General features: G+C 64.3%; 20 protein-coding genes and 1 tRNA gene. 8 read left to right on the plus strand and 13 right to left on the minus strand.

The window, feature by feature from the left end; genetic code table 11:
* Window positions 1-100: 100 nt before the first annotated feature.
* The 5 genes from H3H39_RS03765 to H3H39_RS03785 all read left to right on the plus strand — a co-directional run bounded on the left by H3H39_RS03765 (window position 101) and on the right by H3H39_RS03785 (window position 4,861).
* Window positions 101-1,075: a TetR/AcrR family transcriptional regulator gene (locus tag H3H39_RS03765; protein ID WP_182151989.1), complete on the plus strand. Its 975-nt coding sequence runs from the start codon at window positions 101-103 to the stop codon at window positions 1,073-1,075.
* A gap of 503 nt (window positions 1,076-1,578) precedes the next feature.
* Complete coding sequence (locus H3H39_RS03770; protein WP_182151990.1) at window positions 1,579-1,962, plus strand: hypothetical protein; 384 nt, start codon at window positions 1,579-1,581, stop codon at window positions 1,960-1,962.
* A gap of 466 nt (window positions 1,963-2,428) precedes the next feature.
* On the plus strand, window positions 2,429-3,418 hold the full coding sequence (locus tag H3H39_RS03775; RefSeq protein ID WP_182151991.1) for a DNA-binding protein: 990 nt from the start codon (window positions 2,429-2,431) through the stop codon (window positions 3,416-3,418).
* Window positions 3,419-3,545: 127 nt separating this feature from the next.
* On the plus strand, window positions 3,546-3,755 hold the full coding sequence (locus H3H39_RS03780) for a DUF4224 domain-containing protein (RefSeq protein ID WP_182151992.1): 210 nt from the start codon (window positions 3,546-3,548) through the stop codon (window positions 3,753-3,755).
* The gene (locus tag H3H39_RS03785) at window positions 3,752-4,861 is read left to right on the plus strand and encodes a tyrosine-type recombinase/integrase (protein ID WP_182151993.1); all 1,110 of its coding nucleotides are present in this window, start codon (window positions 3,752-3,754) and stop codon (window positions 4,859-4,861) included. Before H3H39_RS03780 ends, H3H39_RS03785 begins: the two co-directional genes overlap by 4 nt.
* A 431-nt stretch (window positions 4,862-5,292) precedes the next feature.
* Here the strand turns inward: H3H39_RS03785 and H3H39_RS03790 are convergent.
* From H3H39_RS03790 to H3H39_RS03820, 7 genes are all read right to left on the minus strand, one after another.
* A tRNA-Pro gene (locus H3H39_RS03790) sits at window positions 5,293-5,369 on the minus strand.
* 106 nt (window positions 5,370-5,475) lie between these two features.
* On the minus strand, window positions 5,476-6,183 hold the full coding sequence (locus H3H39_RS03795) for a fumarylacetoacetate hydrolase family protein (protein WP_182151994.1): 708 nt from the start codon (window positions 6,181-6,183) through the stop codon (window positions 5,476-5,478).
* 56 nt (window positions 6,184-6,239) lie between these two features.
* Window positions 6,240-6,851 carry a TetR/AcrR family transcriptional regulator gene (locus H3H39_RS03800; RefSeq protein WP_182151995.1) on the minus strand — a complete coding sequence of 204 codons (612 nt, stop codon included), beginning with the start codon at window positions 6,849-6,851 and terminating at the stop codon, window positions 6,240-6,242.
* Between the two features lie 56 nt (window positions 6,852-6,907).
* Window positions 6,908-8,374: an efflux transporter outer membrane subunit gene (locus tag H3H39_RS03805; protein WP_182151996.1), complete on the minus strand. Its 1,467-nt coding sequence runs from the start codon at window positions 8,372-8,374 to the stop codon at window positions 6,908-6,910.
* Window positions 8,371-11,514 (minus strand): efflux RND transporter permease subunit, encoded by a 3,144-nt coding sequence (locus H3H39_RS03810; protein WP_182151997.1) that lies wholly within the window; start codon window positions 11,512-11,514, stop codon window positions 8,371-8,373. The genes H3H39_RS03805 and H3H39_RS03810 overlap by 4 nt, the downstream gene beginning before the upstream one ends.
* A gap of 15 nt (window positions 11,515-11,529) precedes the next feature.
* Window positions 11,530-12,738 (minus strand): efflux RND transporter periplasmic adaptor subunit, encoded by a 1,209-nt coding sequence (locus H3H39_RS03815; protein ID WP_182151998.1) that lies wholly within the window; start codon window positions 12,736-12,738, stop codon window positions 11,530-11,532.
* A 235-nt stretch (window positions 12,739-12,973) separates the two neighbouring features.
* Complete coding sequence (locus H3H39_RS03820) at window positions 12,974-14,899, minus strand: MFS transporter (RefSeq protein ID WP_182151999.1); 1,926 nt, start codon at window positions 14,897-14,899, stop codon at window positions 12,974-12,976.
* A gap of 311 nt (window positions 14,900-15,210) precedes the next feature.
* Between H3H39_RS03820 and H3H39_RS27590 the strand changes: the two genes are divergently transcribed.
* A complete protein-coding gene (locus H3H39_RS27590; protein WP_311196864.1) occupies window positions 15,211-15,498 on the plus strand; it encodes an outer membrane beta-barrel protein in 288 nt (95 codons plus the stop codon).
* A gap of 65 nt (window positions 15,499-15,563) precedes the next feature.
* Here H3H39_RS27590 and H3H39_RS03830 read toward each other — a convergent pair whose 3' ends face one another.
* The 6 genes from H3H39_RS03830 to H3H39_RS03855 form a co-directional block, all read right to left on the minus strand.
* Entirely contained in the window at window positions 15,564-16,649 is a 1,086-nt protein-coding gene (locus H3H39_RS03830; protein ID WP_182152000.1) for an AbrB family protein, read from the minus strand.
* Window positions 16,650-16,671: 22 nt separating this feature from the next.
* Window positions 16,672-17,745, minus strand: coding sequence for an ABC transporter ATP-binding protein (locus tag H3H39_RS03835; protein ID WP_182152523.1), 1,074 nt, complete (start codon window positions 17,743-17,745; stop codon window positions 16,672-16,674).
* A 32-nt stretch (window positions 17,746-17,777) separates the two neighbouring features.
* Window positions 17,778-19,553: an ABC transporter permease gene (locus H3H39_RS03840; RefSeq protein WP_182152001.1), complete on the minus strand. Its 1,776-nt coding sequence runs from the start codon at window positions 19,551-19,553 to the stop codon at window positions 17,778-17,780.
* 197 nt (window positions 19,554-19,750) lie between these two features.
* Entirely contained in the window at window positions 19,751-20,854 is a 1,104-nt protein-coding gene (locus H3H39_RS03845) for an ABC transporter substrate-binding protein (RefSeq protein WP_182152002.1), read from the minus strand.
* Window positions 20,855-20,927: 73 nt separating this feature from the next.
* Window positions 20,928-21,890, minus strand: a complete 963-nt coding sequence (locus H3H39_RS03850; RefSeq protein ID WP_182152003.1) for a Bug family tripartite tricarboxylate transporter substrate binding protein — start codon at window positions 21,888-21,890, stop codon at window positions 20,928-20,930.
* A gap of 101 nt (window positions 21,891-21,991) precedes the next feature.
* Window positions 21,992-23,056: a porin gene (locus H3H39_RS03855; RefSeq protein WP_182152004.1), complete on the minus strand. Its 1,065-nt coding sequence runs from the start codon at window positions 23,054-23,056 to the stop codon at window positions 21,992-21,994.
* Between the two features lie 229 nt (window positions 23,057-23,285).
* On the opposite strand from H3H39_RS03855, the gene H3H39_RS03860 reads away from it, so the two are divergent.
* A complete protein-coding gene (locus tag H3H39_RS03860; RefSeq protein WP_182152005.1) occupies window positions 23,286-23,984 on the plus strand; it encodes a response regulator in 699 nt (232 codons plus the stop codon).
* Window positions 23,985-25,472 (plus strand): sensor histidine kinase, encoded by a 1,488-nt coding sequence (locus tag H3H39_RS03865; RefSeq protein ID WP_182152006.1) that lies wholly within the window; start codon window positions 23,985-23,987, stop codon window positions 25,470-25,472. It abuts the gene before it with no gap.
* Window positions 25,473-25,511 lie beyond the last annotated feature (39 nt).

Below are 25,511 nucleotides of genomic sequence, written 5' to 3' on the forward strand. Positions count from 1 at the left end.
CGATGGGCAAGTCACCAACGGCTGGAGAAACTGACACGCCTCTACTAACGCGTGCTCTGCCAATATTTTTCAATGCCGCAGTTGCCGCCGCATCTTCCCCATGACCGACCGACGCCACTACAAATTCACTCCACCGCAGTTGCGATGTGTCGCCGATGATACAGGCATTACGCCAGCCGCCCCGCCTCACGACAGGGGTGGCGGCGCACACAGCCAAGCACCAGCGGGCCGGCCACGCAAAGGGGCGGAGCGCGCTCGTCTGGATAAATTACTTCACTCAGCCGAAACCTTATTTCTCAACAATGGTTACGACGGCACCAGTCTGGAGAGCATCGCCCGGCAAGCGCATGTAGCAGTACGGACCATCTATGTGAAGTTCGGCGGCAAGATCGGCTTGTTGCATGCCGTGATCGCCGATACCGGCATGCGCTATTTTGGCGACATACCGAACCTGGCAGCCGACAGCCGCTCAATGTTCGACATTCTGACGGATTTTTCCTACCGTTTTATCGAATTGATGTCCCAGCCATCGTTCCTCAAATTCCGCAGCATGGTGCTGGCCGAGGCGCTGGGAACACCTGGTTTGGCAGTGGCGCTTTATCGCGCTGGGCCCAAACAAATGCGCACAAAACTAATACATTTCTTTCGCCGCCCTGACATCGCCGCGCAACTACAGAGTCACCTTTCGGCTGACATGCTTACGAACCATCTATTGAGCTGTCTATTAGGAGACTTGACCTGGTCCATTTGGTTTGGCGTCGAACCGGCGCCCAGCAATGCGCAGAGCATTAAAGTGAATGAGCGTTTGCAACTTTTCTTGAGCGGAGTTTGCAAGCGGCGACAACGAACGCACACGTCGTTCAACTGTCCAGTTTTAGACTCCGGCCCCTCAAGCGTCTTGGTGATATCAGCAGCGCCTACAGACCTAGGTGATTGCAGCTTGATGGAAATCAGATCTGGCGCTACGGCTGACCTTGACGTGAACCGAATCATTATCAAAGATGAATCAGCAGTCACCGAAACGAGGCCCCACCACCAAAGAATATCAATGCAGAAACGAAAAATCGCCGACTAAGCGGCGATTTTTCTTGCTTCGATTTGCCGCGCACGGCGGTAAACCCTTGATGTTCTGGAGGCGAGGATCGGAATCGAACCGACCTAGATGGCTTTGCCGGCTGTTCCAACACCGCCTCCGCACCTCATCGAATCTCATGCAACGGCGAACAAAACGAGGAGAATTTCGGGAAAGCGGAATGACATTATCGCTATAATGTCGAAAATTGGCCGCCGTACCGGCGGCCGCGGCACCGGGCCACTTGATTCATGACGACTTCACCAAACCAGACTTTTCAACTGCCCCCCTCGAGCGATATTTGATGCGTTGGATAACAGTTTTACGGTCTCGGGCATCAAGCTGCAGCTGCTCATGAACGCTTTGCCCATGGGCACGCTGGCAATCGCGTTCAACTTCGTATCCAGGAATGGTATGTTTGCTGCATCTTACGAGCAGCTTGCGATCCATGCGAGCGCAACACTACGAGCCAGCTGTTGACGCCGTTGGGAGCCCCAGCGACCGGATTGGCGGGCCTGAAGATGCTACTGCGCGGCTTCAACCAGCATTTGCGCCAAGTCGCCATGGTCAATGCCAATGGCCAATTCAGCTTCAGCGGCGTCATCCCGGATACCTACCAGCTCACACTCAACGATCTGGCCCATCCCAACGTGGTCTCGTCCAGCGCCGTGATATTCCCCAACACGACGATGGCCCAAGTATCCATCGTCTACCCGCTAGGCATTGGTCCCACCAAGGCGGCCGCGTCGGCATCCCTTGCCACGAACCATGTCAAGCAGAACGTCACGCCACCACCCGCACGGCTGTTACTACGGAGTGGCAGGCAGGCCGCGAGTCTGGCGCCTGTTACACAGGGAGCGAACGACGCAGTTAGCCCTCGAAGCAAATAGTCGTTGTCCGATTGGTCGCCTTATCACAGCAGCGCAGCAAGTAATTCAGTCGTCATTCACAAAAAAAGATGCCTGTTAGGGCCATACATCGGATCCGCCGGCAAGCGGGCGCCAGGGCACTCGGCCGGAGATGTCTAATTTCTCCATACGGTGAGCTGAAGGCTTGGCTCACACCGTCATCGGACAACCCAACCGGGGAGCCACTTACTGATAAGCAGAACGCTTTGCTTGACAGGGCGAAAAGTGGACTTGAGCGGAATCACATCCCACCACCAATGTCTCGGTATGCGAGCCAATTTTTGCATAGTATTAGCTATGCAAACTGTTTGCTGTCTTACGGAAGTGGCACTCGAATCCGATGGAAAAATTCGGGATAGGCCTCGTACCGAGCGCGACGGACAGCCGGAGATACGTAACAGTCATTCATATCGTTCCGTATCATTTCATAACGTCACAGGAGCCCGACATGAGTCGAACCGCCTTGATCACCTATGAGCAAATCGCCGCCGCCGCCGATAACGCCGCGGCATCGGGATTGCGACCCACGATGCGGCTGATACGGGAACGCATCGGCAATGTGGGTAGCATCGGTACCGTCGCCCACTTCCTGCAACAATGGCGCACCGAGAAGCAGCGCATGACCGATCCGGCGCTCTCACTGCCTGTGGATATGCAACGGTCCATCATCGCGTTCACGGAACAACACGTCTCCGGCGCCCGCGCCCGCTTTGAAGTGGATCTCGATGAACAGCAGCAGGAAAACGCCGACCTGGCCGGCGAAAACGAGCGCCTGTGCGAACAAGTGGAAACCTTGCGTACCGAGCTGGAGATCAAAGCCGCTAAGCAAACGAGGGTGGAAAAGCGGCTTCGGCAACTTGAGGCCGATCTCGAACAAGCACGCGCTGAAAACGGGCGTGACCAGCAACGTGCGGAACAAGCTCGCATGAACCTGGCCCGCGAACAGCTTCGTCTGGAATGGCTGCTCCGGATGGATATGGAGCTCGCGGAGTTGCGCGTGACGGTCGCCAGCGAACGCACAACACGGGTGTCAGCGGAACAGAACGCGGCCGTCCTGGCATCCCAACGCAACGACCTGATCGAACGCCTGGAGGAGGCGCGCGCGCTAGGCGCCTCGGACCGTAGCTTGATCACGCAGCTGCGCGACCGCCTCGATACGCCGCGCCATGAACCGGTCGGTGGGCGCGCCGTCATCGCCGGAGCCGCCTCGCCCGTCCAGCCGCAGGCCCCTACCATTCCGGCGCAGGATGAGCAGCCGGCGCGCCACGCCAATGGTGGGAGCCCCGCCGTACCTGATGAGGAAGTCTTCGCCTCGAGCAAGGGGCAAGACGATGCGTCGCATCAAGCCTATGCCACCGTCACCAGGCCGGCGCGCGCGGCAAAGAGCGGCGACCGCAGGGCGCATGGCGTGGCGCCAGCACATAAGGACGACGCATGAAGGTCCCGCTGGAGGCGATCATCACGGCGCTCGAGCTAGCGCGATGTCCGCACGGCGCCGGCTTTGAACGACGGGGCCATGGCCCCATGTGTGTCGGAACGACATGATGTGAGCGAGGAGGAAGGAAATGAGCAGCCTGGCACTTACCGAGGATGAAGTCGTTGAAGTCACCGGCTATCGCCGCATCTCCAGGCAGATGGCGATCTTGCGTGAATTCGGGATACCATGTCGCCGCAGGCCAGACAATACGGTCCTGGTGTTGCGCATGCATTTCCTGCAGCCTGTTGAACATGCCAACCCAGAACTGCCCCGTTTGAAGTCGTCCAAGTCAAAATGAGCCGTCCGCGCAATCACAACAAGGGGCTGCCAAAACGCGTCTATATCAGGCGCAAACAGTACTGTTTTTTTCCTGCTGATCCGACGCTCGATCCCCGGGATGGCAAGATGAAGTCGTGGATCATCCTGTGCAACGTCAGCGACGGCGAGCCAGCCATGCACGCGGCGCTGGCCCTGGTGCTGGGCGATAGCGACGACGATGGTGAAGTCGGTACAATGCCGGCGCTTTGCCGCGAGTACAAGCTTAACAAGCTCAAACGCTACTCACCGGAGGTGCGCGGCCAGTATGGCGCGTACCTTGACTTTATCGCCCAGGACTTCAAGGACTTCGGCGTCGCCCAGGTAAGAACGCGCGACTGCGCGCAGTTCCTGCGAAATCATTTCAAGGACAAGCACAATACGGCGAAAAAATATGCGCGCCTGATGAAAAAGCTGTTTCGCTACGCCATCGCCGAACACGGCACCAGGGACGACAATCCGATGGACCAGCTGGACCTGGATGACTACGAGACCCATCGGCGCGAAGTGCTGCCCACGCACGCACAAATTCACGCGATTCGCCAAGCGGGCATGATAGGCGCGGACGGCCGGCGTACATACAGCGGTCCCATGTTCGCCTGCATCGTCGACATGGCCTACTTGTGCTGGCAACGTGGCATCGACATGCGCAAGTTGCGCGAGGACGAAATCCATGAAGACTATATCCGCTTCACGCCCAGCAAGACACGCGACACGAGCGGCATCGTGCTCGACATCTATATCACCCCGGCCATCAGCGCCGTCATCGAGCGTGCGCGCGCGATCAAGCGCGAGCGGCGCATGACGAGCGATTACCTTTTCCCCACGCGTAAGGGAACGCCGTATTCCAAGACGGGACTGGAGTCGATGTGGGACCGCGCCCGCGAGCGGGCGAAGATCGCCGACGGCATCGTGTTCCGTGACTTGCGGGCGTTGGGAGCGACCGACGCGCACAAAGTCGGTCGAGATCTCAAGGACATCCAGACGCGCCTCGCGCACACGACGGAAAAGACGACGCGCATTTATCTGAAGGAAGTGACGCCGACACGCTCCGAATTGTCCGTTTCACTGCCGTGGGAAGTCGAATAGCCTGGCGCCACAGCGCCCGCAGGCGCGGCATCGCTTCGCGCCGTTTTGACTGGGCTGGCCAGGCCAGTTCGCCCAGCCGCCGAAGTTCGGGCCGGCCAAATCCATCATCGCAGCTGGCGGGACTATCGTGGCCGGAACGAATCCTCCATCGCGCGATGCCCGCCAGGGGCGACCATACCGTCAACCAGAGGCGCGCCCCTGCCGCACCGGATCGCGTAGCGCCATCGGACCGGCGGGCGCAGGAATTCACGAGGCGAGCAGGCCGCGCGCGGCTTGAAGGGGAAACGATGGACGAAAAAAAACAGTACTGACACCGACCAGATGGCCGACATACAGTACTGTGTTTTTATACATCCACTCATATTAGCCAAATGGCCAATATACAGTGCTGTGCTTTTATACAGCTCAACACTATAAGTGCTTGATTCGATTGGTCGGGGCGAGAAGATTCGAACTTCCGACCCCTTGCACCCCATGCAAGTACGCTACCAGGCTGCGCTACGCCCCGACTAGGCAAGCATTATAGCAGCCCACTTATGCTTTTGCCACACTTGCAGCAGGCCTTTCGGCAATAAACCTTACTTTTTGGTCGGATATTCCCACCCGCAGCCCGTTCACACCAATTGGATGTTCAGCTCCGGCAGCCCCGCCACCCGCCCGGCCAGCGTCTGGCCGCGCACCACGGCGCCCACGCCTTCGGGCGTGCCGGTGAAGATCAAGTCACCCGGTTCCAGCGCGAACAGGGTGGACAGGTTGGCGATCGTCTCGCTCACCGACCAGATCAGGTGGGCGATGGTGCTGTCCTGCTTGCGCACGCCGTCCACGTCCAGCGTAATGGCCGCGTGGTTGATGTCGCCCGCGTCGGCCGCGCGCACCAGCGTGCCCACCGGCGCGGAAAAGTCGAAGGCTTTGCCGATCTCCCACGGCCGGCCGGCGTCGCGCATCTTGAACTGCAGGTCGCGCCGCGTCATGTCCAGGCCCACGGCGTAGCCGAAGATATGGCGCGCCGCGTCCTCCACGGCGATGTTGCGGCCGCCAACACCCAGCGCCACCACCAGTTCGCACTCATAGTGCAGGTTGGCCGTGGCCGGCGGATAGGGCAGCTCCAGCACCTGCCCCGGCGCCACCGGCACCACGGCCTGCGCGTCGTTCGGTTTGCAGAAGAAGAACGGCGGTTCGCGCTCTGGGTCGAAACCCATCTCGCGCGCGTGCGCGGCGTAGTTGCGGCCGACGCAGTAGACGCGCCGCACGGGGAAGCGCTGTTCGGTGCCGGCCACCGGCAGGCCGACGATGTCATGGGCGGGAAAAACGTAGGAGGTCATGCGGTTTCCTTGCAGACGGTTGAGCGATAAGGTGAAACAATCGGTGGCGCGACGCGCTACGACAGCAGCAACGCCCCAAGCCCCACGCGGTAGGCGCGCTTGAGCGCGGCCTTGTCCAGTTCGGGATGATGCAGCGCCCGCAACGCCAGTCCCTGGAACAGGGCGATGGTCGTTTCCATGCGGCCGTCGACGGTGGCGTCGTCGGCGTCCAGGCCATGCCGCTCGCGGCCAGCCTTGACGATGGCGCGGAGCTGCGTGCGCATGCGCAGATCCGCGTGCACCATCACGGCCGCCACCTTGGGATTGCGGGACGCCTCGGCAAAGATTTCCAGCTTGAGGGTCCAGAAACCCGGTTCCATGTGTTCGTCGACGGTGCCGTCGCTGTCGTCAATGATGGCTTGCAGCGGGTCGTCCTTCTGCTCCAGGTCGCGCAACAGCAGCGCCACGCGCTCCACTTCCTCCTCCACGAAGGCGGCGATGATGGCGTCCTTGCCGTCAAAGTAGTTGTAGATATGGCCGGCGCTCATGCCGGCCGCCTTCGATATCTCGGCCATGCTGGCACCATGAAAACCGCTGCGGCTGAAACAGAGGGCAGCCGCGTCGAGCACCTGCCTGCGGCGGCTGAGCGCCCGTTCCGGGTCGGTGTGTCGTTTTTCCGTGGTGCTCATGGCTGCTTTCGTGATATCTGGTCCAGGCGATACTGTGGCCAAGGCGGCGCCGTTTGTCAATTTGCGCGCGCGCCGCTATCGGCCGCCGCCACCTTGGCCCCGCCGCCGCCCTCCTCCTGCCAGCCACCGCCCAGCACCTTGTACAGCGTGACGGCGTTGCTGGCCTTGGCCAGGCGCGCCGTGATCAGGCTTTGCCGGGCCGCGTACAGCGCGCGCTGCGATACCAGCGCGTTCAGGTACGATTCGGCGCCCTTTTCGTAGCGCGCCTCGTGGATGCGGAAGCTCTTGTCCGATGCCTCGGCCAGCGCCAGCTGCGATGCCAGCCGCTCGTCCAGCGTGCCGCGCTGGGCCAGCGCGTCCGCCACTTCGCGGAAGGCGCTCTGGATCGCCTTGTCGTATTTGGCCACGGCGATGTCGCGGTCCACCTTGGCGATATCGAGATTGGCACGGTTGGCGCCGCCGTCGAAGATCGGCAGGCGGATCTGCGGCAGGAAACTCCAGGCCGACGTGCCGCCCTTGAACAGGCCGGCCAGGTCGCCGCTGGCGCTGCCGGCCGTCGCTGTCAGCGAAATGCTGGGGAAGAAGGCGGCGCGCGCGGCGCCGATGTTGGCGTTGGCGCCGCGCAGCGTCCGTTCCGCCTGCAGCACGTCGGGCCGGCGCAGCAGCACGTCGGATGGCAAGCCTTCCGGCAGGCTGGCCGTTTGCGTCACCGCTTCCAGTTCCCCCTGCGGCAGCAAGGCGTCCGGCACGGCGCCGCCCACCAGCAGGGTCAGTGCGTTGCGGTCCTGCGCCACCTGGGCCGTGTAGACGGCCATCTCGTTGCGGGCCGCTTCCACGCTGCTTTGTGCTTCATACATGTCGACGCCAGAGGTGGCGCCGGCGGCGAAGCGGCGCTGGCTCAGTTCATAGCTGATCTGCTGGCTCTTGAGCGTATCGGCCGCCAACGCCAGGCGCTGCTGGTCCGCGACCAGTGTCAGGTAGCTGTTGGCCACTTCCGCCACCAGGCTGATTTGCGCGGCGCGGCGCGCCTCCTGCGTGCCCAGATAGCTTTGCAAACCGGCTTCGGACAGGTTGCGCACCTTGCCGAAGAAGTCCAGCTCATACGAGGACACACCCAGCCCCCCGCTGTACTGACGGCTGATGGCCGCTTCGCCATCGGGCCGCATATTGGCCGGCGTGCGCGATGCGTTCTGGCTCACCGACGCGGACAGGGACGGCAGTTGCGCCGCGCTGGTCACGCCATATTGGGCGCGCGCCTTCTCGATATTGAGGGCCGCCACCCGCAGGTCGCGGTTGTTGGCCAGCGCCAGTGCTATCACCTGGCGCAGCCGCGCATCGGTGAAGTAGTCGCGCCAAACGATGTCGGCGGCGGTTTGCGCGCCGGGCGCAGTGGGCGCCGGTTTGTAGGCGTCGCCGGAAGGCCAGGCCTGCGCCACCGGCGTGGATGGCTGTTGGTACACGGGCGCAAGGCTGCAGCCGGACAGCAGCACGGCCGCCGCGATGGAAATCAAGGTCTTGTTCATTTTGCTTGCTCCGCAATAGCGGTTGGAACGGCCGCGCCGTGCTTGGCGGCGAACAGGCCGCGCACCAGCACGAAGAACAACGGCACGAAGAAGATGCCGAGGAAGGTGGCCGACAGCATCCCGCCCAGCACCCCCACGCCGATGGCATTCTGGCTGCCCGAGCCAGCGCCGCTGGCCACGGCCAAGGGCAGCACGCCCAGGCCGAAAGCGATCGACGTCATCAGGATGGGACGCAGCCGCAAACGCACCGCCTGCAGCGTGGCCTGTTGCAGCGGCACGCCCTGCTCCTGCAGCTCTTTGGCGAATTCTACGATCAGGATCGCGTTCTTGGCCGCCAGACCCACCACCGTCAACAGGCCGACCTGGAAGTACACGTCGTTCGACAGGTGGAAGGCCCAGGTGCCCAGCACGGCGCCGATCACGCCCAGCGGCACCACCAGCAGCACCGAGAACGGCACCGACCAGCTTTCATACAACGCGGCCAGGCACAGGAACACGATCAGGATCGAGATCGAATACAGGGCCGGCGTTTGCGCGCCGGAGTCGCGTTCCTCGGTTGACAGGCCGGTCCACTCGTAGCCGATGCCGGGCGGCAGTTGGGCCGCCATCTTTTCCATCTCGGCCATGGCCACGCCCGAGCTCTGGCCTGGCGCCGGCATGCCCAGTATCTCGACGGACGGCATGCCGTTGTAGCGCTCCAGGCGCGGCGAGGCGTAGATCCACTGGCCGCTGGCGAAGGCGGAGAATGGCACCATCTCGCCGGCCGCGTTACGCACAAACCATTTGCCCAGGTCTTCCGGCACCATGCGCGCGTCAGCCTGGCCCTGCATGTACACCTTCTTCACGCGGCCACGGTCGACGAAGTCATTCACGTAAGCGCCGCCCCAGGCGGTGCTGAGCACCTTGTTGACGTCGGCGATGGCCAGGCCCAGCGCGGTGGCCTGCTGCTGGTCCACCGTGATCTTGTATTGCGGCGTGTCTTCCTGGCCGTTGGGACGTACGCCCACCAGCAGCGGATTCTTGGACGCCATACCCAGCAACTGGTTGCGGGCCGCCATCAAGGCATCGTGGCCCACGCCGCCCTGGTCCTGCAGTTGCAGGTCGAAGCCGCTGGCGTTACCCAGTTCCAGCACGGCTGGCGGCGCGAAGGCGAACACCATCGCGTCCTTGATACGGGAGAAGGCCCCCATGGCCCGCCCCACCACGGCCGGCGCGCGCAGGGCGGCACCCTTGCGCTCTTCCCAGTCCTTCAGGCGTACGAAGGCGATACCGGTGTTCTGGCCATTGCCGCCGAAGCTGAAACCGGCCACCGTGAAGATCGACTGCACGGCGTCCTTTTCCTCGACCATGAAGTGCTGCTCGACCTGCTCGATCACCTTCAGCGTACGCTGCTGGGTGGCGCCGGTGGGCAGTTGCACCTGGGCGAACAACACGCCCTGGTCTTCCGCCGGCAGGAACGAGGTGGGCAGGCGCATGAAGGCCAGCGCCAGCACCACCAGCAGGACGGCGTACAGCGCCATCGAACGGCCGCCCCGGCGCAGCATGGCGCCGACCCAGCCCTGATAGCGGCTGCTGCCGCGCTCAAACGTGCGGTTGAACCAGCCGAAGAAGCCGGTGCTGGCCGCGTGGTGCCCCTTGGCCACCGGCTTGAGGAAGGTGGCGCACAAGGCTGGCGTGAACACCATGGCCACCACCACCGACAGCACCATGGCCGACACGATGGTGACGGCGAACTGGCGGTAGATCACGCCGGTGGAGCCGCCAAAGAAGGCCATGGGTACGAACACGGCCGACAGCACCAGGGCGATGCCCACCAGCGCGCCCGTGATCTGGCCCATCGATTTGCGGGTCGCCTCTTTAGGCGACAAGCCCTCCTCCGTCATCACCCGTTCCACGTTCTCCACCACGACGATGGCGTCATCCACCAGCAGGCCGATGGCCAGCACCATGGCGAACATGGTCAGCGTGTTGATCGAGTAGCCCAGCGCGGCCAGCACGCCGAAAGTCCCCAGCAGCACCACCGGCACGGCCATGGTCGGGATCAGCGTGGCGCGCACATTCTGCAGGAATAAATACATCACGAGGAACACCAGCACGATGGCCTCGGCCAGTGTCTTGACTACTTCCTCGATCGACAGCGTGACGAACGGCGTGGTGTCATAGGCCACCACGGCCTTCATCCCGGCCGGGAACTGTTTGCCCATCAAGTCGATCTTGTGCTTGACGGCGGCGGCCGTGTCGAGCGCGTTGGCGCCGGTGGCCAGCTTGATCGCCACGCCGGTGGCGGCATGGCCGTTGTAGCGGGCCACGGTGTTGTAGCTTTCGCTACCCAGCTCCATGCGGGCCACGTCGCGCAGGCGCACGGTGGCGCCGTTGGCGGAGGTCTTGAGCAGGATGGCGCCGAACTGTTCGGCCGTCTGCAAGCGGCTTTGCGCCGTCACGGTGGCGTTCAGCTGCTGGCCCGGCATGGCGGGCGCACCGCCCAGCTCACCGGCCGACACTTCCGTGTTCTGCGCCGTGATGGCCGCGCTCACGTCGGCTGGCGTCAACTGGTAGCTTTGCAACTTGGCCGGGTCCAGCCAGATACGCATGGCGTACTGGGAACCGAACAGCGTCACGTCGCCCACGCCCTGTACGCGGCTCAGCGGGTCGATCACATTGGCGGCCACGTAGTCGCCCAGGTCGGCCTGCTTCATGCTGCCGTCTTCGGAGATAAAGCCCAGCACCATCAGGAAGTTCTTGGTCGCCTTGGACACCACCAGACCTTGTTGGGTCACGGCGGCCGGCAACAGCGGCGTGGCCAGTTGCAGCTTGTTCTGCACCTGCACTTGCGCGATGTCGGGATTGGTACCGTTCTGGAACGTCAGCGTGATGTTAATGCCGCCCGTGGCGTCGCTCGACGAGGACATGTAGCGCAAGCCGTCGATGCCCTTCATTTTCTGTTCGATCACCTGGGTGACCGCGTCCTCCACCGTGCGGGCCGAAGCGCCGGGGTAGGCGCCGGTGATGGAAATCGAGGGCGGCGCGATACTCGGGTACTGCGACACGGGCAGGCCGTGAATAGCCAGCACGCCCGCCAGCATGATGACGATCGCCACCACCCAGGCAAAGATGGGACGGTCGATAAAAAATTTAGCCATGACTGTGCTCCCGTCTTAGTGCGCGCTCTTGGCGTTGGCTGGCACAGAGCCACCCGCGGCCACAGCGGCCGGTGCCGCTGGCGCCGGGGCCACGGTGGCGGGCGCGCCCGGCTTGACCTTCTGCACGCCTTCCACGATCACGCGGTCGCCGGCGTTCAGGCCAGCCGTGACCAGCCACTTGTCGCCCAGCGTGCCGCCGGTGGCGATGATGCGCTGCTCCACCTTGCCGTCCTTGTTCAGCACCAACGCCGTCGCCTCGCCCTTGGGATTGCGCGACACGCCCTGCTGCGGCACGGCGATGGCCTGTTCGTCCACGCCGTTTTCCAGCACGGCGCGCACGAACATGCCGGGCAACAGATCATGCTTAGGATTGGGGAACAGCGCGCGCAAGGTCACGTTGCCGGTGCCGGGATCGACGCTGGCGTCGGCGAACTGCAGCTTGCCCGCCTGCGCGTACTTGCTGCCGTCGGCCAGGATCAGGCTCACCTTGGCCTGGCCGCCCGACTGTTTCAAGCTGCCCGATTCCAGCGCGCGTTTCAGGCGCAGCATCTCGGTGCTGGTCTGGGTCACGTCCACGTAGATCGGATCGAGCTGCTGCACGGTGGTGAGCGCGGCGGCCTGGCCGGCCGTCACCAGCGCGCCCGGCGTCACCGTGGAGCGGCCGATGCGGCCACTGATGGGCGCTTCCACCCGCGTGTATTTGAGGTTGATGGCCGCCGCCTCCACCGCGGCGCTGGCCGATTCCACTTCCGCCTTGGCCTGCTCATTGGCGGCCACGGCGTCATCGAGTTCCTGGCGGCTCACGCCTTCGATCTGCACCAGCTCCTTGTAGCGGGCCGCTTTCGGGCCGCTGGTCAGCAAATTGGCGCGGGCCTTGGCCAGCGCCGCCTTGGCCGAGTTGTAGGCGGCCTGGTAGCTGGCCGCGTCGATCTGGTACAGGGCGGCGCCAACCGCCACGTCGCCGCCTTCGACAAAGCGGCGCTGTTGGACGATACCGCTCACCTGGGGCCGCACCTCAGCCACCTGGAACGCGGCCGTGCGGCCAGGCAGTTCGGTGGTGATCGGCAGCGCCTGCGGCGTGACGGTGAATACGCCCACTTCCGCCACCTGCGCATGAGGTGCTACGGCCGTGGATGGGGAGCAAGCGGCCAGCAGGCCACTCGCGCTAAGCAGGAAAACAGCGCCGGCACGACGGCGTACATGCTGGGTAAGCAAGGTTTTCATTGTTCTTTTTCCAATTCAACAATTAATCCAGTTGATAGAATGAACGATCATTCTAATGTCGTCAAGAAACGATTTGTAACGGCATGTGTGCGGAACGGCGGCGACAGAGGGCACGGCGGGCCAAAAAGCACCAGGCCCGCGCAACCGGAAAGGTTGGGCGGGCCTGGTAAGCGGACGGGGATGGGTGCGCGGGCCTGGTGAGGGGTTGGGGTTTGGGATGGGCGCGGGCCTGGGTTTATTTCCAGCCGCCGCGCAGTTCGCGCACTTGCTGATACAGGTATTCCGGCGTGGCCTCCAGCGGCGCCACCGGCTGGCCGACAGCCAGCGCCAGGCGCGAACGCAAGCCTTTGCGGAAGGTGCGTTCCAGCACCGGCTGGGCGCCCCGGCTCAATAAGTGGCCCCACAGGCCGCGCAGCGCCATGGGGATCACGGGTACCTGGGAGCGCGCCACGATCTTGGCGATGCCCCCCTTGAATTCATTCATGTCGCCCGTGCTGGTCAGCTTCCCTTCCGGAAAAATACACACCAGGTCGCCCTCATGCAAAGCCTGGGCGATATCCACATAAGCCTTTTCCATCAGCCACGGATCTTCCTTGGCCGGCGCGATGGGAATGGCGCGCGCCGTGCGGAAGATCCAGCCCAGCAGCGGCAGCTTGAAGATGCGGTGGTCCATCACGAAGCGGATCGGGCGCGGACTGGCGGCGCCGATCACGATCGCGTCCACGTAGCTGACATGGTTACACACCAGCACCGCCGCCCCTTCGGCCGGAATGCGGTCGGCGTTAATGCACTTGACCCGGTGGACGGTGTGGATCAGCATCCAGGCCAGGAAGCGCATCAGGAATTCCGGCACCAGCGAGAAGATGTAGAGCGCCACCAGCGCGTTCATCAGCGCCGTGGCCAGGAACAGCTCCGGTATCGTCAAGCCCTGCCCCAGCAGCACGATGGCCACGCCGGCCGCCGCCACCATGAACAGCGCGTTCAGGATGTTCATGCCGGCGATGGTGCGCGACAGGTGGCCCGGCTCGCAGCGCACCTGGATCAACGCGAACAGGGGCACGATGAAGAAGCCGCCGAACATGCCGATCATCAGCACGTCGGCCAGGATGCGCACCGTGCCGTGCAGCGCCAGCCAGTCGAACGCGCCCAGCCGCACGCCGCCCTGCTGCACCAGCGTGGCTGCCACCTGGCCGCCCGTGGCGGAGAAGCCCACGCTGGCCAGGTACAAATCGATGCCGAACAGGGTCAGGCCGATGGAACCGAACGGCACCAGCCCCAGCTCCACCTTGCGGCCCGACAGCCGTTCGCACAACAGCGAGCCGGCGCCCACGCCGAGCGAAAAAATGGTCAGCAGCAGCACGAACACGCCATGGTCGCCGTGCAGGTAATCCTTGGCGTACACGGGGAACTGGGCCAGCACCAGCGCGCCGTAGAACCAGAACCACGAGTTGCCCAGCATGGACAGGAACACCACCCGGTTCTTGCGCGAGAAGCCGATGTTGCGCACCGATTCCGTCAGCGCATTGAGGTTGATGCGCAGCGTGGGATCGGCCGCCGGCGTGTGCGGGATGCGGTAGCTGGCGATCAGGCCCAGCACGGCGGTGAGCACGGTGCCGGCGGCCGTCAACAGCAAGCCGGCCGGCTTTTGCATCACCAGCACCGCGCCCAGCACTTCGCCCAGCAGGATGCCGACGAAGGTGCCCATCTCCGTCACGCCATTGCCGCCGATGAGTTCTTCCGTCTTCAGGTGCTGCGGCAGGTAGGCATATTTGACGGGGCCGAACAGCGTGGAGTGGATGCCCATGCCCACCACGGCTGCGATCAGCAGCCACAGGATGTGCTGCATCCAGCCAATGGCGGCCACGCACATGATGCCCAGCTCCAGCCATTTGACGAAACGGGTCAGGCCCGATTTCTCGAACTTGTCGGCCATCTGTCCGGCCGTGGCCGACAACACCACATAGGGCAGGATGAACAGGCCGGGGATCAGGTTGGTCAGCAGCGACGGCTTGAGCGTGGTCCAGCTCAAGGCATCATAGGTGAGGATCACCATCAGCGCCGTCTTGAACAGGTTGTCGTTGAACGCGCCCAGGAACTGGGTCCAGAAAAACGGGGCAAAGCGGCGCTGCGACAACAGGGAAAACTGGTTGGCTTGGCTCATGTCCGGTCAGGATGGGTGGGGATGGGTAGAGAACATACAGCAGCGCGCGGCCGTCCGCAATGGCGGTGGGAGGATGATTGGGTGCCCGTCATGGCGCCCCTCTGGCGCCCGCACATGGTCACAATTGCAAACAAGTAAAATAAGTTTCCTTAGGCAAAAATAACTATTGCATACATTGCAATGAGTCAGTAAAATTTCAGTTTCCGCACAGCAACACCGGCGCCGTTCGCGCCCTTTGCTCTTGCTGCCCGGCTCACTCATTAAGGAAAAAATCCGTACCAGGCTACGGCTACTCGTCCAAGCCAGCAGCCATCTACGTCGCCGCGACCGGCACCCTGCCACTGAACGAGCAATTTTCGCTGTTCGGCAAACTGGGCGTGGCGTTCAACCACACGGAATTTAGAGTATGGGAGCCAGGCTTCAGCGGCAGCACCACCGAGAACCAGACCAGCCCAATGATCGGCATCGGCGCATCGTTCGCGCTGGACATGAAGATCAGCTTCGTCGCAGAATACGAAAACTTCGGCAAAGTCGCAAAAGATGGTGGCGACAGCGTCAAGGCCGACATGCTGTCCGTGGGCGTGCGCTTCAAGTTCTAATCACGCGTCAGGTTTGCCTGATCGCGAAGCCGGCCTCGCGCCGGCTTTTCTTTTTTCAATATTCGCTAGCGCCGCGCCAGCCCCCGGATCAAGCGGAATAACGGGCCTATGGTGAGCACCAGCACCACCATGCGCGCCACATGAAACGCGGTGACAATGGGCACGCCCAGCCGCAAGGTCTTGGCTGTCAGCGCCATTTCCGCGATGCCGCCCGGCGAGGTGGCCAAAATCGCCGTGCCGGGATGGATGCCGGCGCCGCGCGCCAGCAGCAAGCCAAAACCGGCCGCCAGCGCCATCGCCAGCGCGTTGCAGGCGGCCACACTGGCCAGGAAACGGGGTGCCGCGCGCAGGAACGCGGGCGAGAAGCGGCAGCCCAGCGAGGCGCCGATGAACAACTGGCCGCCCCGGATCATCCATTCGGGCAAGCGGCTCAGGTGGATGCCACCCGCCGTCAGCGCCATCGCCGCCAGCAGCGGGCCGATGACCCAGGCGTTGGGCATACCGGTGCGCTTGCACAGCAGCGCCGCCGCGCTGGTCAGCGCCACCAGCAGCAGCAAGCCCCACATATGTACCTCGGCCGCGCCGGGCAGGTACACATCATCGCCCAGCGCCAGACCATGGCTGCCCCACCAGCGCACCGTGAACGGAATCACGGCCACCACCAGCATCACGCGCAGGCTGTGCGCGGCAGCCACCCGCTCCACGCTGGCGCCATGCCGCTCCCCCTGCACCGCCATTTCGGACGCGCCACCGGCCGCCATGGCGAAAAACGCGGTGGTACGGTCAGTACGGGCCAGCTTGTGCAGCAAATAGCCGCTGCCCCAGCCCAGCGCCAGCGCGAAGGCCACAGCCAGCGCGATCAACGGCGCGTAGCGCGACAGGGCCAGCAGCACGGGCGCCGTGAAATACAGGCCCAGCGCCGTGCCGATGGCCCACTGCCCCGCCTCGCGCGCCCGCACGGGGGTGCGCAGGTCGCGCCCGGCCAGCCGCAGCGCGGCCGTGGCGAACAGCGGGCCTATCATCCACGGCAGCGGCGTATCGAGCCACAGGCACAGCGCCGCGCCAGCCAGCGACACCAGCAGCGCCGCCAGCCATGCCCTCACTTCTGTCCCGCCGCCATCGAACCAGACTAAGCTACCGGACCACTTCATGCCGCGGGACTCCCTGCCATGTTTAGAACACCCAGAGCTTGTCGGCCGGCAGTTGCAGCCAGTAGCGGCCCGCTTCCAGCTTGTAGCGCGAGTGGGCGCGCAGGCTGATCTCAGGGCCGGACTCGGACTTGAACAGGCACTCGAAGCGGTCGCCCAGATACATGCAGGTCAGCAGCGGCAGTTCGATCGCATTGTCCACCGGCGTGGCACTCACCCGCACTTCCTCGACGCGGATGATGGTGCTGCCCTCGGCGCCGGTGGAGGCGCCGCGCGCCGTCGCCTGCAGCGTGGTGCCGTTCACGTCCAGCTGCACGTGGCTGCCGTTGCGCTGCACGATGCGGCCCGGCAGGCGGTTGTTACTGCCCATGAATTCAGCCGTGAACAGGGTATCGGGCGTCTCGTACATGCTTTGCGGCGTGCCCTGCTGTTCGATCTTGCCGTTGTTGAGCAGCAGGATGCGGTCGGAGATCGCCATGGCCTCGGCCTGGTCGTGGGTCACCATCAGCGCCGACAGGCCCAGGCGCACGATCAGCTCGCGCAGGAAGGCGCGCGCCTCCTCGCGCAGCTTGGCGTCCAGGTTGGACAGCGGTTCGTCCAGCAAAATCACGGGTGGGTTGTACACCAGCGCGCGGGCGATGGCCACGCGCTGCTGCTGGCCGCCGGACAGCTGGTGCGGGAAGCGCGCGCCCAGATGGCCCAGGCCCAGTTGCTTGAGCACTTCGTTGACCCGTTCGGCGATGTCGGACGTGCCCATCTTGCGCAGCTTGAGGCCATAGGCCACGTTGTCGAACACGGTCTTGTGCGGCCACAGCGCGTAGGACTGGAACACCAGGCCCAGGTTGCGCTGCTCGGCCGGCATCTCGAAGGCGCGTTCGCCGTCGAACACGCGGCGTTCGCCGATGTCGATGGTGCCCAGCTTGGGGCTTTCCAGTCCCGCCACGGCGCGCAGCAGCGTGGTCTTGCCGCTGCCCGAAGGCCCCAGCAGCGCCACCACTTCGCCTTTTTGCAGATGCATGGACACGCCCTTGAGGATGGGATTGGCGTGGGCGCCGCTGCCATAGTCCAGGTGCAGTTCGTTGACGCTCAGTTCATTCATGATCAGGTCTCGTTTCATGGCTAGGTTCTATTTTAGTTATGCAGTTTGACGCCAAAGCGCAGTGCGACACCCAGGCCGATGGCGACCAGGGAGATGTTAATGAAGGACAGGGCCGCCACCAGGTCGGTCGAACCGCCGGCCCACAGCGACACCAGCATGGCGCCGATCACCTCGGTGCCGGGCGAGAGCAGATACACGCCGGTCGAGTATTCGCGCTCGAAGATCAGGAACACCATCAGCCAGGCGCCCAGCATGCCGTATTTGATCAGGGGCAGCGTCACGTCGCGCGTCACCTGGCCGCGGCGGGCGCCCACGGCGCGCGCCGCTTCTTCCAGTTCCGGGCCCACCTGCAGCAGCGCCGTCGAAATCAAACGCATGCCATATGCCAGCCACACCACGGAATAGGCCAGCCACAGGGCGAAGATGGTCGAGCGCAGTGAACGCAGTACGGGGATCGCATGTTCGCTCAGCCACAGGGCGGCGCCGTTGTCCATGCCTTTCAGGATGCCGTCCAGCCAGCTGGGCACGAACAGGAACACCCACAGGAACGACAGGCCCGCCAGCAGGCCGGGAATGGCGCGCGGCACCAGCACGCTGTAGTCGAGCAGGCGGGTGATGCCGTCCGGCTTGCGGTGCATGGCCAGCGCGATGCCGCTATAGCAGATCACGGCCAGGCCGCCACCCACCACGCCGATCAGGATGGTGTTGAGGATGCCGCGCATCAGCGACGGCTGCTCCAGGATTTCGCGGAAGTGGTCCAGCGTCAGCACGTCGGCCAGGCGCACGCCCTCGCCCCAGTACTGCACGAACGAGCGCAGCACGATGCCCGAGATCGGCATCACGATGGTGAACAGCAGCCAGGCGGCGATCAGCGCGAAGGCCAGCCATTTCCAGCGGCCCAGCGGCATGGACTTGGTGCGCGCGCCCTTGCCCTTGATCGACACGTATTTGTTGGCCGACTTGAGCAGCCAGCGTTGCAGCATCACCAGGGGCATGGTCACCATCACCAGGCACACGGCCACGGCGGCCATCAGGTGGTAGGACGGCGTGCCCAGTTTGTTGGTCAGCTTGTACAAATAGGTGGCCAGCACCAGGTGGCCTTCCGGGTCGCCCAGCACCAGCACCAGGCCGAACACTTCGAAGCCGAGGAAGAACACCAGCACGGCCGCATAGGCCAGCGCCGGCATGATCATCGGCAGCGACACGTTGAGCATCACCTGCACCGGCGAGGCGCCGGCCACGCGGGCCGCTTCTTCCACGTCCGAACCCAGGCTTTTCAGGGCCGACGAGGCGTACAGGTAGACGTGCGGCACGTGGGTCAGGCCGGCGATCACCACGATGCTGGTGAACGAATAGATATTCCAGGGGATGAAGCCCAGCAGGTCCTTGGCCCAGGTGGAGTAGAAGCCCACCGGCCCCATGGACACCACGTAGCCGAAGCCCATCACCATCGGCGACACGAAGATCGGCACCAGCAGCATGGGCGCGATCCAGCCACGGCCCGGCAGGTCGGTGCGGATCATCAGGAAGGCCAGCATGCCGCCCAGCGGCACGGCGATCACGGCCAGGCCGGTGGCCAGGATCAGGCCATTCTTGAACGCGACGATGAAATCAGGATCGTCGAAAATGAAGCGGTAAGCGTCCAGGCCCAGCTCCTTGGCCGGCATGAAGAACGGCGCCGACAGGAAGCTTTGGTAAAAAATCAGGAACAGCGGCAGGAAGATGGCGAGCGCGGTCAGCGCCACCACCACGCCGCGCGGCCAGTTCAGGCTGCGCCGGCCGGAGCCGGGAATAGTCATCGTTTGCATGTGAGGATACCTTCAAGCGCGGCGCGTGCTGGCGCCGTCGCGAGTTTGAACGGAGGAGTGATGCTGCCGCCGGCACGCGCCGGCGGCGGACCGCTGGAGGTTGCTTCAAAATGACCGTGGCGAGGCGTGGCGACGAAGACAGTGCACCTGCACGGCGAAGCGCCACAACGACGCCACGGGCTTTTTGAAGCGGCCTCTTACTTCTTGCCGGCCGATTCTTTCCACTGCTTCAGGAAGGCCATGCGCTTGGCCGGGCCGAGGAATTGCAGCACGATGGGGTGCACCGGCACCGGCTTGACGTTGTCCTTGCCGATCTGCTTGATCAGGTCAGCGGAAGTGGTTTCGCCCGTGACGTCGGCGCGGATCGCGTACAGGCGCGAGTCGTTGGCGATGATGGTCTGGCCGCGGTGCGACAGCATGTAGTCCAGCCACAGCTTGGCGGCGTTGACGTTCTTGGCGCCCTTGTTGATGAACAGCACGCGCGACAGGATCAGCGTGTAATCCTTGGGCAGCATCACGCCGATCGACGGGTCCGCCTTGGCACGCACCAGCGCGTAGGAACCGAGCACGTTGTAGCCGATCAGGTTCTCACCCGACGAGATGCGCTCCATCATGGTGCCGGTGGACGATTGCACCCGTACCTTGGCCACGCCGAACGCGTTTTCCAGCTCGGGGAACTTGGTGCCCAGCTCGCGCGCATCCTGCGTCATGAACATGAAACCGACGCCCGATTTCTCGATGTCGTAGGTGGTGACCTTGTCCTTGAACTTGGGCTGCTGGATCAGTTTGGCGAAGTCGGCGTGATTCTGCGGCACTTCCTTGGCGTCCACCAGGCGCTTGTTGTAGACAATGGCGGCCGGCTCGAACGTGGTGCCGTAGGCCTGGTCGTCCCACACGGCCCAGCCGGGGATCTTGGACACTTCCACCGATTTGTACTTGAGCGCGTAGCCGTCCGAGGCCAGGCGCATCTGCAAGTCCATGGCCGAGGACCACATCACATCGGCCGTGTTGCCGCCGGCCGCCACTTCGGAGATGAAGCGGTTGTACACCTCGGTCGAATTCATGTCGTTGTATTCGATGGTGATGCCGGGGTAGAGCGTGTTGAAGTCCTTGATCAGCGGCTGGGTGGCCTTGCTGTCGGTGGCGCCGTAGATCACCAGCTTGCCTTCCTTCTTGGCGCCGTCCACGAGTTTCTGGTAGTCGGCCGGGTAGCCGGTCGGCACCTGGGCCAGGGCGGCCGTGGCGAATGCGGTGGCCAAGGTGGTGGCCACTGCGGCGGCCAAAGTGGTTTTCAACATCATGTTTGTCTCCATCGGTTATGTACGGCTATATTTTTTGTATTGCGTTACTGCCTTACTGCTTTACCGCTGTCGGCTAGCGCACCAGACCCAGTTCGCTGGCGCGCTTGCCATAATCCTCGACCGCCTTCCTGACATAGGCCGTCAGCGCCGGCCCCGTCAGACTGAACGGATACAGGCCGTAGCTGGCGCGGATCTGCGCGAACCGCGGGCTGGCCAGCACCCGGTCGAAATCGCTCACCCACTTGCGATAATCGGCCTCCGGCACCTGCGGCCCCATCCACACGCCGCGGATCACGGGCCACACCACGTCATACCCCTGCTCGCGCGCCGTCGGTATCGCGGCCAGCACGCCCGGCAAACGCTGCTCGGACAGCACGGCCAGCACCCGGGTGCTGCCGCCGGCCGAATACAGTGTCGCTTCCGACGCATCGCCCGACACCACCTGCACAAAGCCCGCATGCAGCGCCGTGAAGGCTTCACCGCCGCCCTCCAGCGCCACGAAGCGCAGCACTTTCGGATCGAGGCCGGCCGCCTTTACCACCAGCGCGATCTTCAACCAATCCTGGCTGCCGATGGTACCGCTCACGCCAACCAGCACCTGCTCCGGGTGGCGCTTGAACGCCGTCACCAGCTCGCCCAGCGTGTGGTAGGGCGAATCGGCGCGCACCGCGATCATGCCGTAGTCCGCGCCCAGTGCCGCCACCCAGCGCACATCGTCCGCCTTGGCCTTGCCGAACTTGCCTTGCGCCAGATTGAGCAGCGAACCGCCCGAAAAGGCCACCAGCGTGTCCGGCTCCGCGCGCCGCTGCGATACCAGCGCATGCCAGGCCACGGCGCCGATGCCACCGGGCAGGTAGCTGATCCGCATCGGCGCGCCGCCCTGCTCCGGCAAGGTCTGCAAGCCCTTTTGCGCCAGCTTGCAGGTCAGGTCCATCGCGCCGCCCGGCTTGGAGGGCACGATGCATTCCTTGCCCGCCGCCTGCGCCGCCGTGCCGGCCATCAGGACGGCCAGCCATGCCAGCAATATTTTTTTCATCGATGTAGAGAGTGTAGGTCGCGCCAGCTTTCAAAGCGCTTTCAGCGTCCGGGCTGATTTGAAAATAAATGCCAGCCCGGACGCGCCCTGATCGCAGCCGATCAGAAGCGGTGCTGCATGCCCGTCATGAAGCCGCGCTGGGTGTCGGCGAAGCCGGCGTCGTCACGCGACAGGCCGGTCAGCTGGCCGTTCTTGGCCTTGGCGTAGGCGGCCGCCACATACAGGTCGGTGCGCTTGGAGAGCGCATAGCGGTAGCGCGCCACATACAGGGTCGGATCGGCGTCCTTGCCGGCGGCCACGTTCTTGACGTTGACGTGGTAGATCGCGCCCGTCAGCGTGGTCACGGCGTCGGTCTTGTAGTTGATGCCGCCCCAGTAGGTGGTGGCGTCCACGTCGGCCGTCAGCGCCTTGCCCGCCACCAGCTTGTAGTCGCGCACCACGCCCACCACTTTCATGGGGCCGTTCTCGTAACTGGCGCCCAGGTGCCAGACCGTGTTCTTGTCGCGGTTGCCGGTGGCAGCCACCAGGTTGCCGTTGACGCGCTCCCAGGTCGCCAACAGGTTCACCGGACCGGCGCCGTAGGTGACGGCGGTGGCGAACTTGGCGCTGTCGCTGGCGCCCGTGCTTTGCTCGCCCGCGCCATAGGAGGCGCCGAACTTGAAGTCGCCGGCCGTGACCGAATACTTGATCAGGTTATCGAAGGCGGTGGTGAAACCGTACTTGCTGGGGCCGGTGGCCGGACCGGAGGTGGCCCACGAATACAAGGGTGCGAAGCCCATCGGATCGAACGGCAGCACGAAGTCGTACACGCTGGTGAACGAGCGGCCCAGCACCACGCGGCCGAAGTTGCCTTCCAGGCCCACGTTGGCCTGGCGCTTGAACAGCACGCCGTCCTGGGCGCCGGTATCCATCAGGATGCCGCCTTCCAGGTTGAACACGGCTTTCAGGCCGCCGCCCAGGTCTTCCGTGCCGCGCAGGCCCCAGCGCGAAGTGTTCATGCCGCCCGAGGTCACGCGGGTCATCGCGCCGCCGCCCGCCTTGGCGTCGCTGGCGTAATCCACACCCATGTCCAGCAAACCATACACCTGCACGTTCGATTGCGCGTGTGCGCCGCCGGCGGCGCCCAACAAGGCCAGGATGGCGAGGGACAAAGAGGATTTTTTCATATGCGTCTCCGGAAAATGTAGTTTTGAGATTGTTATCAATGAAGCACCTGATCGGAAATCAGGCTTCCACTATAAAATTCGCTTCCTTTCATTTGCCTTTCAGTCCAGACAGGTAGGGGTTCCCCTGTCTCCCATGCACCACAAAGCGCCACCGCCGCCACCCGAACCGGCCACCGGGGCTATCATGCAGGTCTGACACTGAACTTTTTTGACTGGATTGGCAAGATTTATGCGCATTTTGTTAGTTGAAGACCACACCGAGCTGTCACGCTGGCTGTCCAAGGCCCTGCGCGACGCCCATCTGACGGTCGAATGCGCCGATAACGGCGCCGACGCCGACGCCCTGCTGCACACCCAGGACTACGCGCTGGTGATCCTGGACCTGACCCTGCCGCGCATGGACGGGCTGGAAGTGCTCAAGCGCCTGCGCACCCGCGCCGCGCCGCGCGGCCAGACCCCGGTGCTGATCCTGACGGCCCGCGGCGGCCTCGATGACCGGGTGCAGGGCCTGAACCAGGGCGCCGACGATTACCTGGCCAAGCCGTTCGAGCTGGCCGAGCTGGAGGCGCGGGTGCGCGCCCTGCTGCGCCGCAGCGTGGGCAACGAGGCGCTGGTGCACCACTGCGGCAGCCTCAGTTTCGACACGGTGACGCGCTGCTTCAGCTATGGCGGCGCGACGCTGGCCCTGACGCCGCGCGAGCACGCCGTGCTGGAGGCACTGATTTCCCGCTCCGGCCGCGCCGTCTCCAAGGAAAAGCTGTTCGACGAAGTGTTCGCGCTGGACGACGACGCCAACCTGGACGCGATCGAACTGTACATCCACCGGGTCCGCAAAAAGCTCGACAACGGCGCGCCCGACGCCGCCATGATCACCACGTTGCGCGGCATCGGCTACCTGCTGCAACCGCGCAGCGCCGTCGGCGGCTAAATGACGGCGCGCCCGTCCCGCCTGGCCGCGCTGCGGCGCCGGACCGGCCAGGGCGCGCCGCTGGGCAGCCTGCGCGGCCAGCTGCTGCGCTGGTTGCTGGTGCCGCTGATCGTGCTGGTGATCCTGAACGCCATCTCCGTCTACCGCAACGCGCTCGACGCGGCCGACATGGCCTACGACCGCTCGCTGCTGGCCTCCACCCGGGCGCTGGCCGAGCGAGTGCACGTCGTCGACGGCAAGGTGGTGGCCGACGTCCCCTACGTGGCGCTCGACAGCTTCGAGACGGACACCCTGGGCCGCATCTACTACAAGGTGACCGGCATCCACGGCGAAACCGTGTCCGGCTACGACGACCTGCCGCCGGTGCCGGCCAACGTGCCGCGCTCGCAAGCCTATCCGGCGCTGGTGCGCTTCTATCACGCCACCTACAACGGCCAGCCGGTACGCATCGCCGCGCTGCTGCAGCCCGTGTACGACGACTCCATGCGCGGCATCGCCCTGATCCAGGTGGGCGAAACGCTGGACGCGCGGCGCGGCCTGTCGAACCAGATCCTGTTCGACACCCTGCTGTGGCAAGCGGGCCTGCTGCTGGCGCTGGCGCTGCTGGTGTGGTTCGCCGTGCGGCTGGTGCTGCAGCCCCTGATGCGCCTGAAACTGGAAGTGGAAACGCGCAGCCTGAACGACCTGTCGGACGTGGACCCGGCCTTGGTGCACAAGGAAGTGCGGCCGCTGGTGGCCGCCATGAACACCTCGATGGCGCGCCTGCAAAGCCTGATCGCCAACCAGCGCCGCTTCATCGCCGACGCCTCGCACCAGCTGCGCACCCCGCTCACGGTGCTCAAGACCCAGGCCGAACTGGCACTGCGCGAATGCGACCGCCCCCAAGCCGATCCGGCGCAGATGAAAGCGGCCCTGCGCGACATCGTGCGCAGCATCGCCGCCACCACCGATTCCACCGTCAACCTGGCCAACCGCTTGCTCACGTTGGCGCGCATCGAGCATGGCGGCCAGGGTGGCGACCATGCGGCGCTGGCGCCCGTGTCGTTGCGCGACGTGGCGCGCCAGGTGGGACTGGAACTGGCGATCGCCGCCGTGACCAAGCAGATCGACTTATCGTTGGAAGGCGAGCAGCCGGCCATGGTGCAAGGCCAACCGTTGTTGCTGCACGAACTGGTGGCCAACCTGGTGGACAACGCGCTGCGCTATTCGCCGCCGGGCGGCACGGTGGTGCTGCGGGTGACGGAAAATGAACACGGCGCCACGCTGGAAGTGGAAGACAGCGGCCCCGGCATCGCCGCCGCCGAGCGGGAAAAAGTGTTCTCCCCGTTCTACCGGGCCTCGGCCACGATGGAGCGCAACCCCGGCGGCGCCGGCCTGGGCCTGGCCATCGTGCGCGACATCGCGGCCCTGCATGGCGCCAGCATCACACTGGCCGACGCGGCCGGGCCGCACGGCTTGCTGGTGCGGGTGGCATTTCCCGTGCGGTAGGACGGCCGCCGAAAATTGCCATATTATTAATTTTGTGTC

The sequence above is a fragment of the Rugamonas apoptosis genome, from assembly GCF_014042355.1.
Lineage (GTDB): Bacteria > Pseudomonadota > Gammaproteobacteria > Burkholderiales > Burkholderiaceae_D > Rugamonas > Rugamonas apoptosis.

What these genes read in the sequence shown, in the direction of transcription:
- H3H39_RS03820 (WP_182151999.1), bottom strand. Translation starts at nt 14,899, where the DNA reads ATGAGCCAAGCCAACCAGTTTTCCCTGTTGTCGCAGCGCCGCTTTGCC.
- H3H39_RS03765 (WP_182151989.1), top strand. Translation starts at nt 101, where the DNA reads ATGACCGACCGACGCCACTACAAATTCACTCCACCGCAGTTGCGATGT.
- H3H39_RS03775 (WP_182151991.1), top strand. Translation starts at nt 2,429, where the DNA reads ATGAGTCGAACCGCCTTGATCACCTATGAGCAAATCGCCGCCGCCGCC.
- H3H39_RS03785 (WP_182151993.1), top strand. Translation starts at nt 3,752, where the DNA reads ATGAGCCGTCCGCGCAATCACAACAAGGGGCTGCCAAAACGCGTCTAT.
- H3H39_RS03840 (WP_182152001.1), bottom strand. Translation starts at nt 19,553, where the DNA reads ATGCAAACGATGACTATTCCCGGCTCCGGCCGGCGCAGCCTGAACTGG.
- H3H39_RS03845 (WP_182152002.1), bottom strand. Translation starts at nt 20,854, where the DNA reads ATGATGTTGAAAACCACTTTGGCCGCCGCAGTGGCCACCACCTTGGCC.
- H3H39_RS03830 (WP_182152000.1), bottom strand. Translation starts at nt 16,649, where the DNA reads ATGAAGTGGTCCGGTAGCTTAGTCTGGTTCGATGGCGGCGGGACAGAA.
- H3H39_RS03865 (WP_182152006.1), top strand. Translation starts at nt 23,985, where the DNA reads ATGACGGCGCGCCCGTCCCGCCTGGCCGCGCTGCGGCGCCGGACCGGC.
- H3H39_RS03800 (WP_182151995.1), bottom strand. Translation starts at nt 6,851, where the DNA reads ATGAGCACCACGGAAAAACGACACACCGACCCGGAACGGGCGCTCAGC.
- H3H39_RS03860 (WP_182152005.1), top strand. Translation starts at nt 23,286, where the DNA reads ATGCGCATTTTGTTAGTTGAAGACCACACCGAGCTGTCACGCTGGCTG.
- H3H39_RS03855 (WP_182152004.1), bottom strand. Translation starts at nt 23,056, where the DNA reads ATGAAAAAATCCTCTTTGTCCCTCGCCATCCTGGCCTTGTTGGGCGCC.
- H3H39_RS03850 (WP_182152003.1), bottom strand. Translation starts at nt 21,890, where the DNA reads ATGAAAAAAATATTGCTGGCATGGCTGGCCGTCCTGATGGCCGGCACG.
- H3H39_RS03780 (WP_182151992.1), top strand. Translation starts at nt 3,546, where the DNA reads ATGAGCAGCCTGGCACTTACCGAGGATGAAGTCGTTGAAGTCACCGGC.
- H3H39_RS03810 (WP_182151997.1), bottom strand. Translation starts at nt 11,514, where the DNA reads ATGGCTAAATTTTTTATCGACCGTCCCATCTTTGCCTGGGTGGTGGCG.
- H3H39_RS03805 (WP_182151996.1), bottom strand. Translation starts at nt 8,374, where the DNA reads ATGAACAAGACCTTGATTTCCATCGCGGCGGCCGTGCTGCTGTCCGGC.
- H3H39_RS03835 (WP_182152523.1), bottom strand. Translation starts at nt 17,745, where the DNA reads ATGAATGAACTGAGCGTCAACGAACTGCACCTGGACTATGGCAGCGGC.
- H3H39_RS03795 (WP_182151994.1), bottom strand. Translation starts at nt 6,183, where the DNA reads ATGACCTCCTACGTTTTTCCCGCCCATGACATCGTCGGCCTGCCGGTG.
- H3H39_RS03815 (WP_182151998.1), bottom strand. Translation starts at nt 12,738, where the DNA reads ATGAAAACCTTGCTTACCCAGCATGTACGCCGTCGTGCCGGCGCTGTT.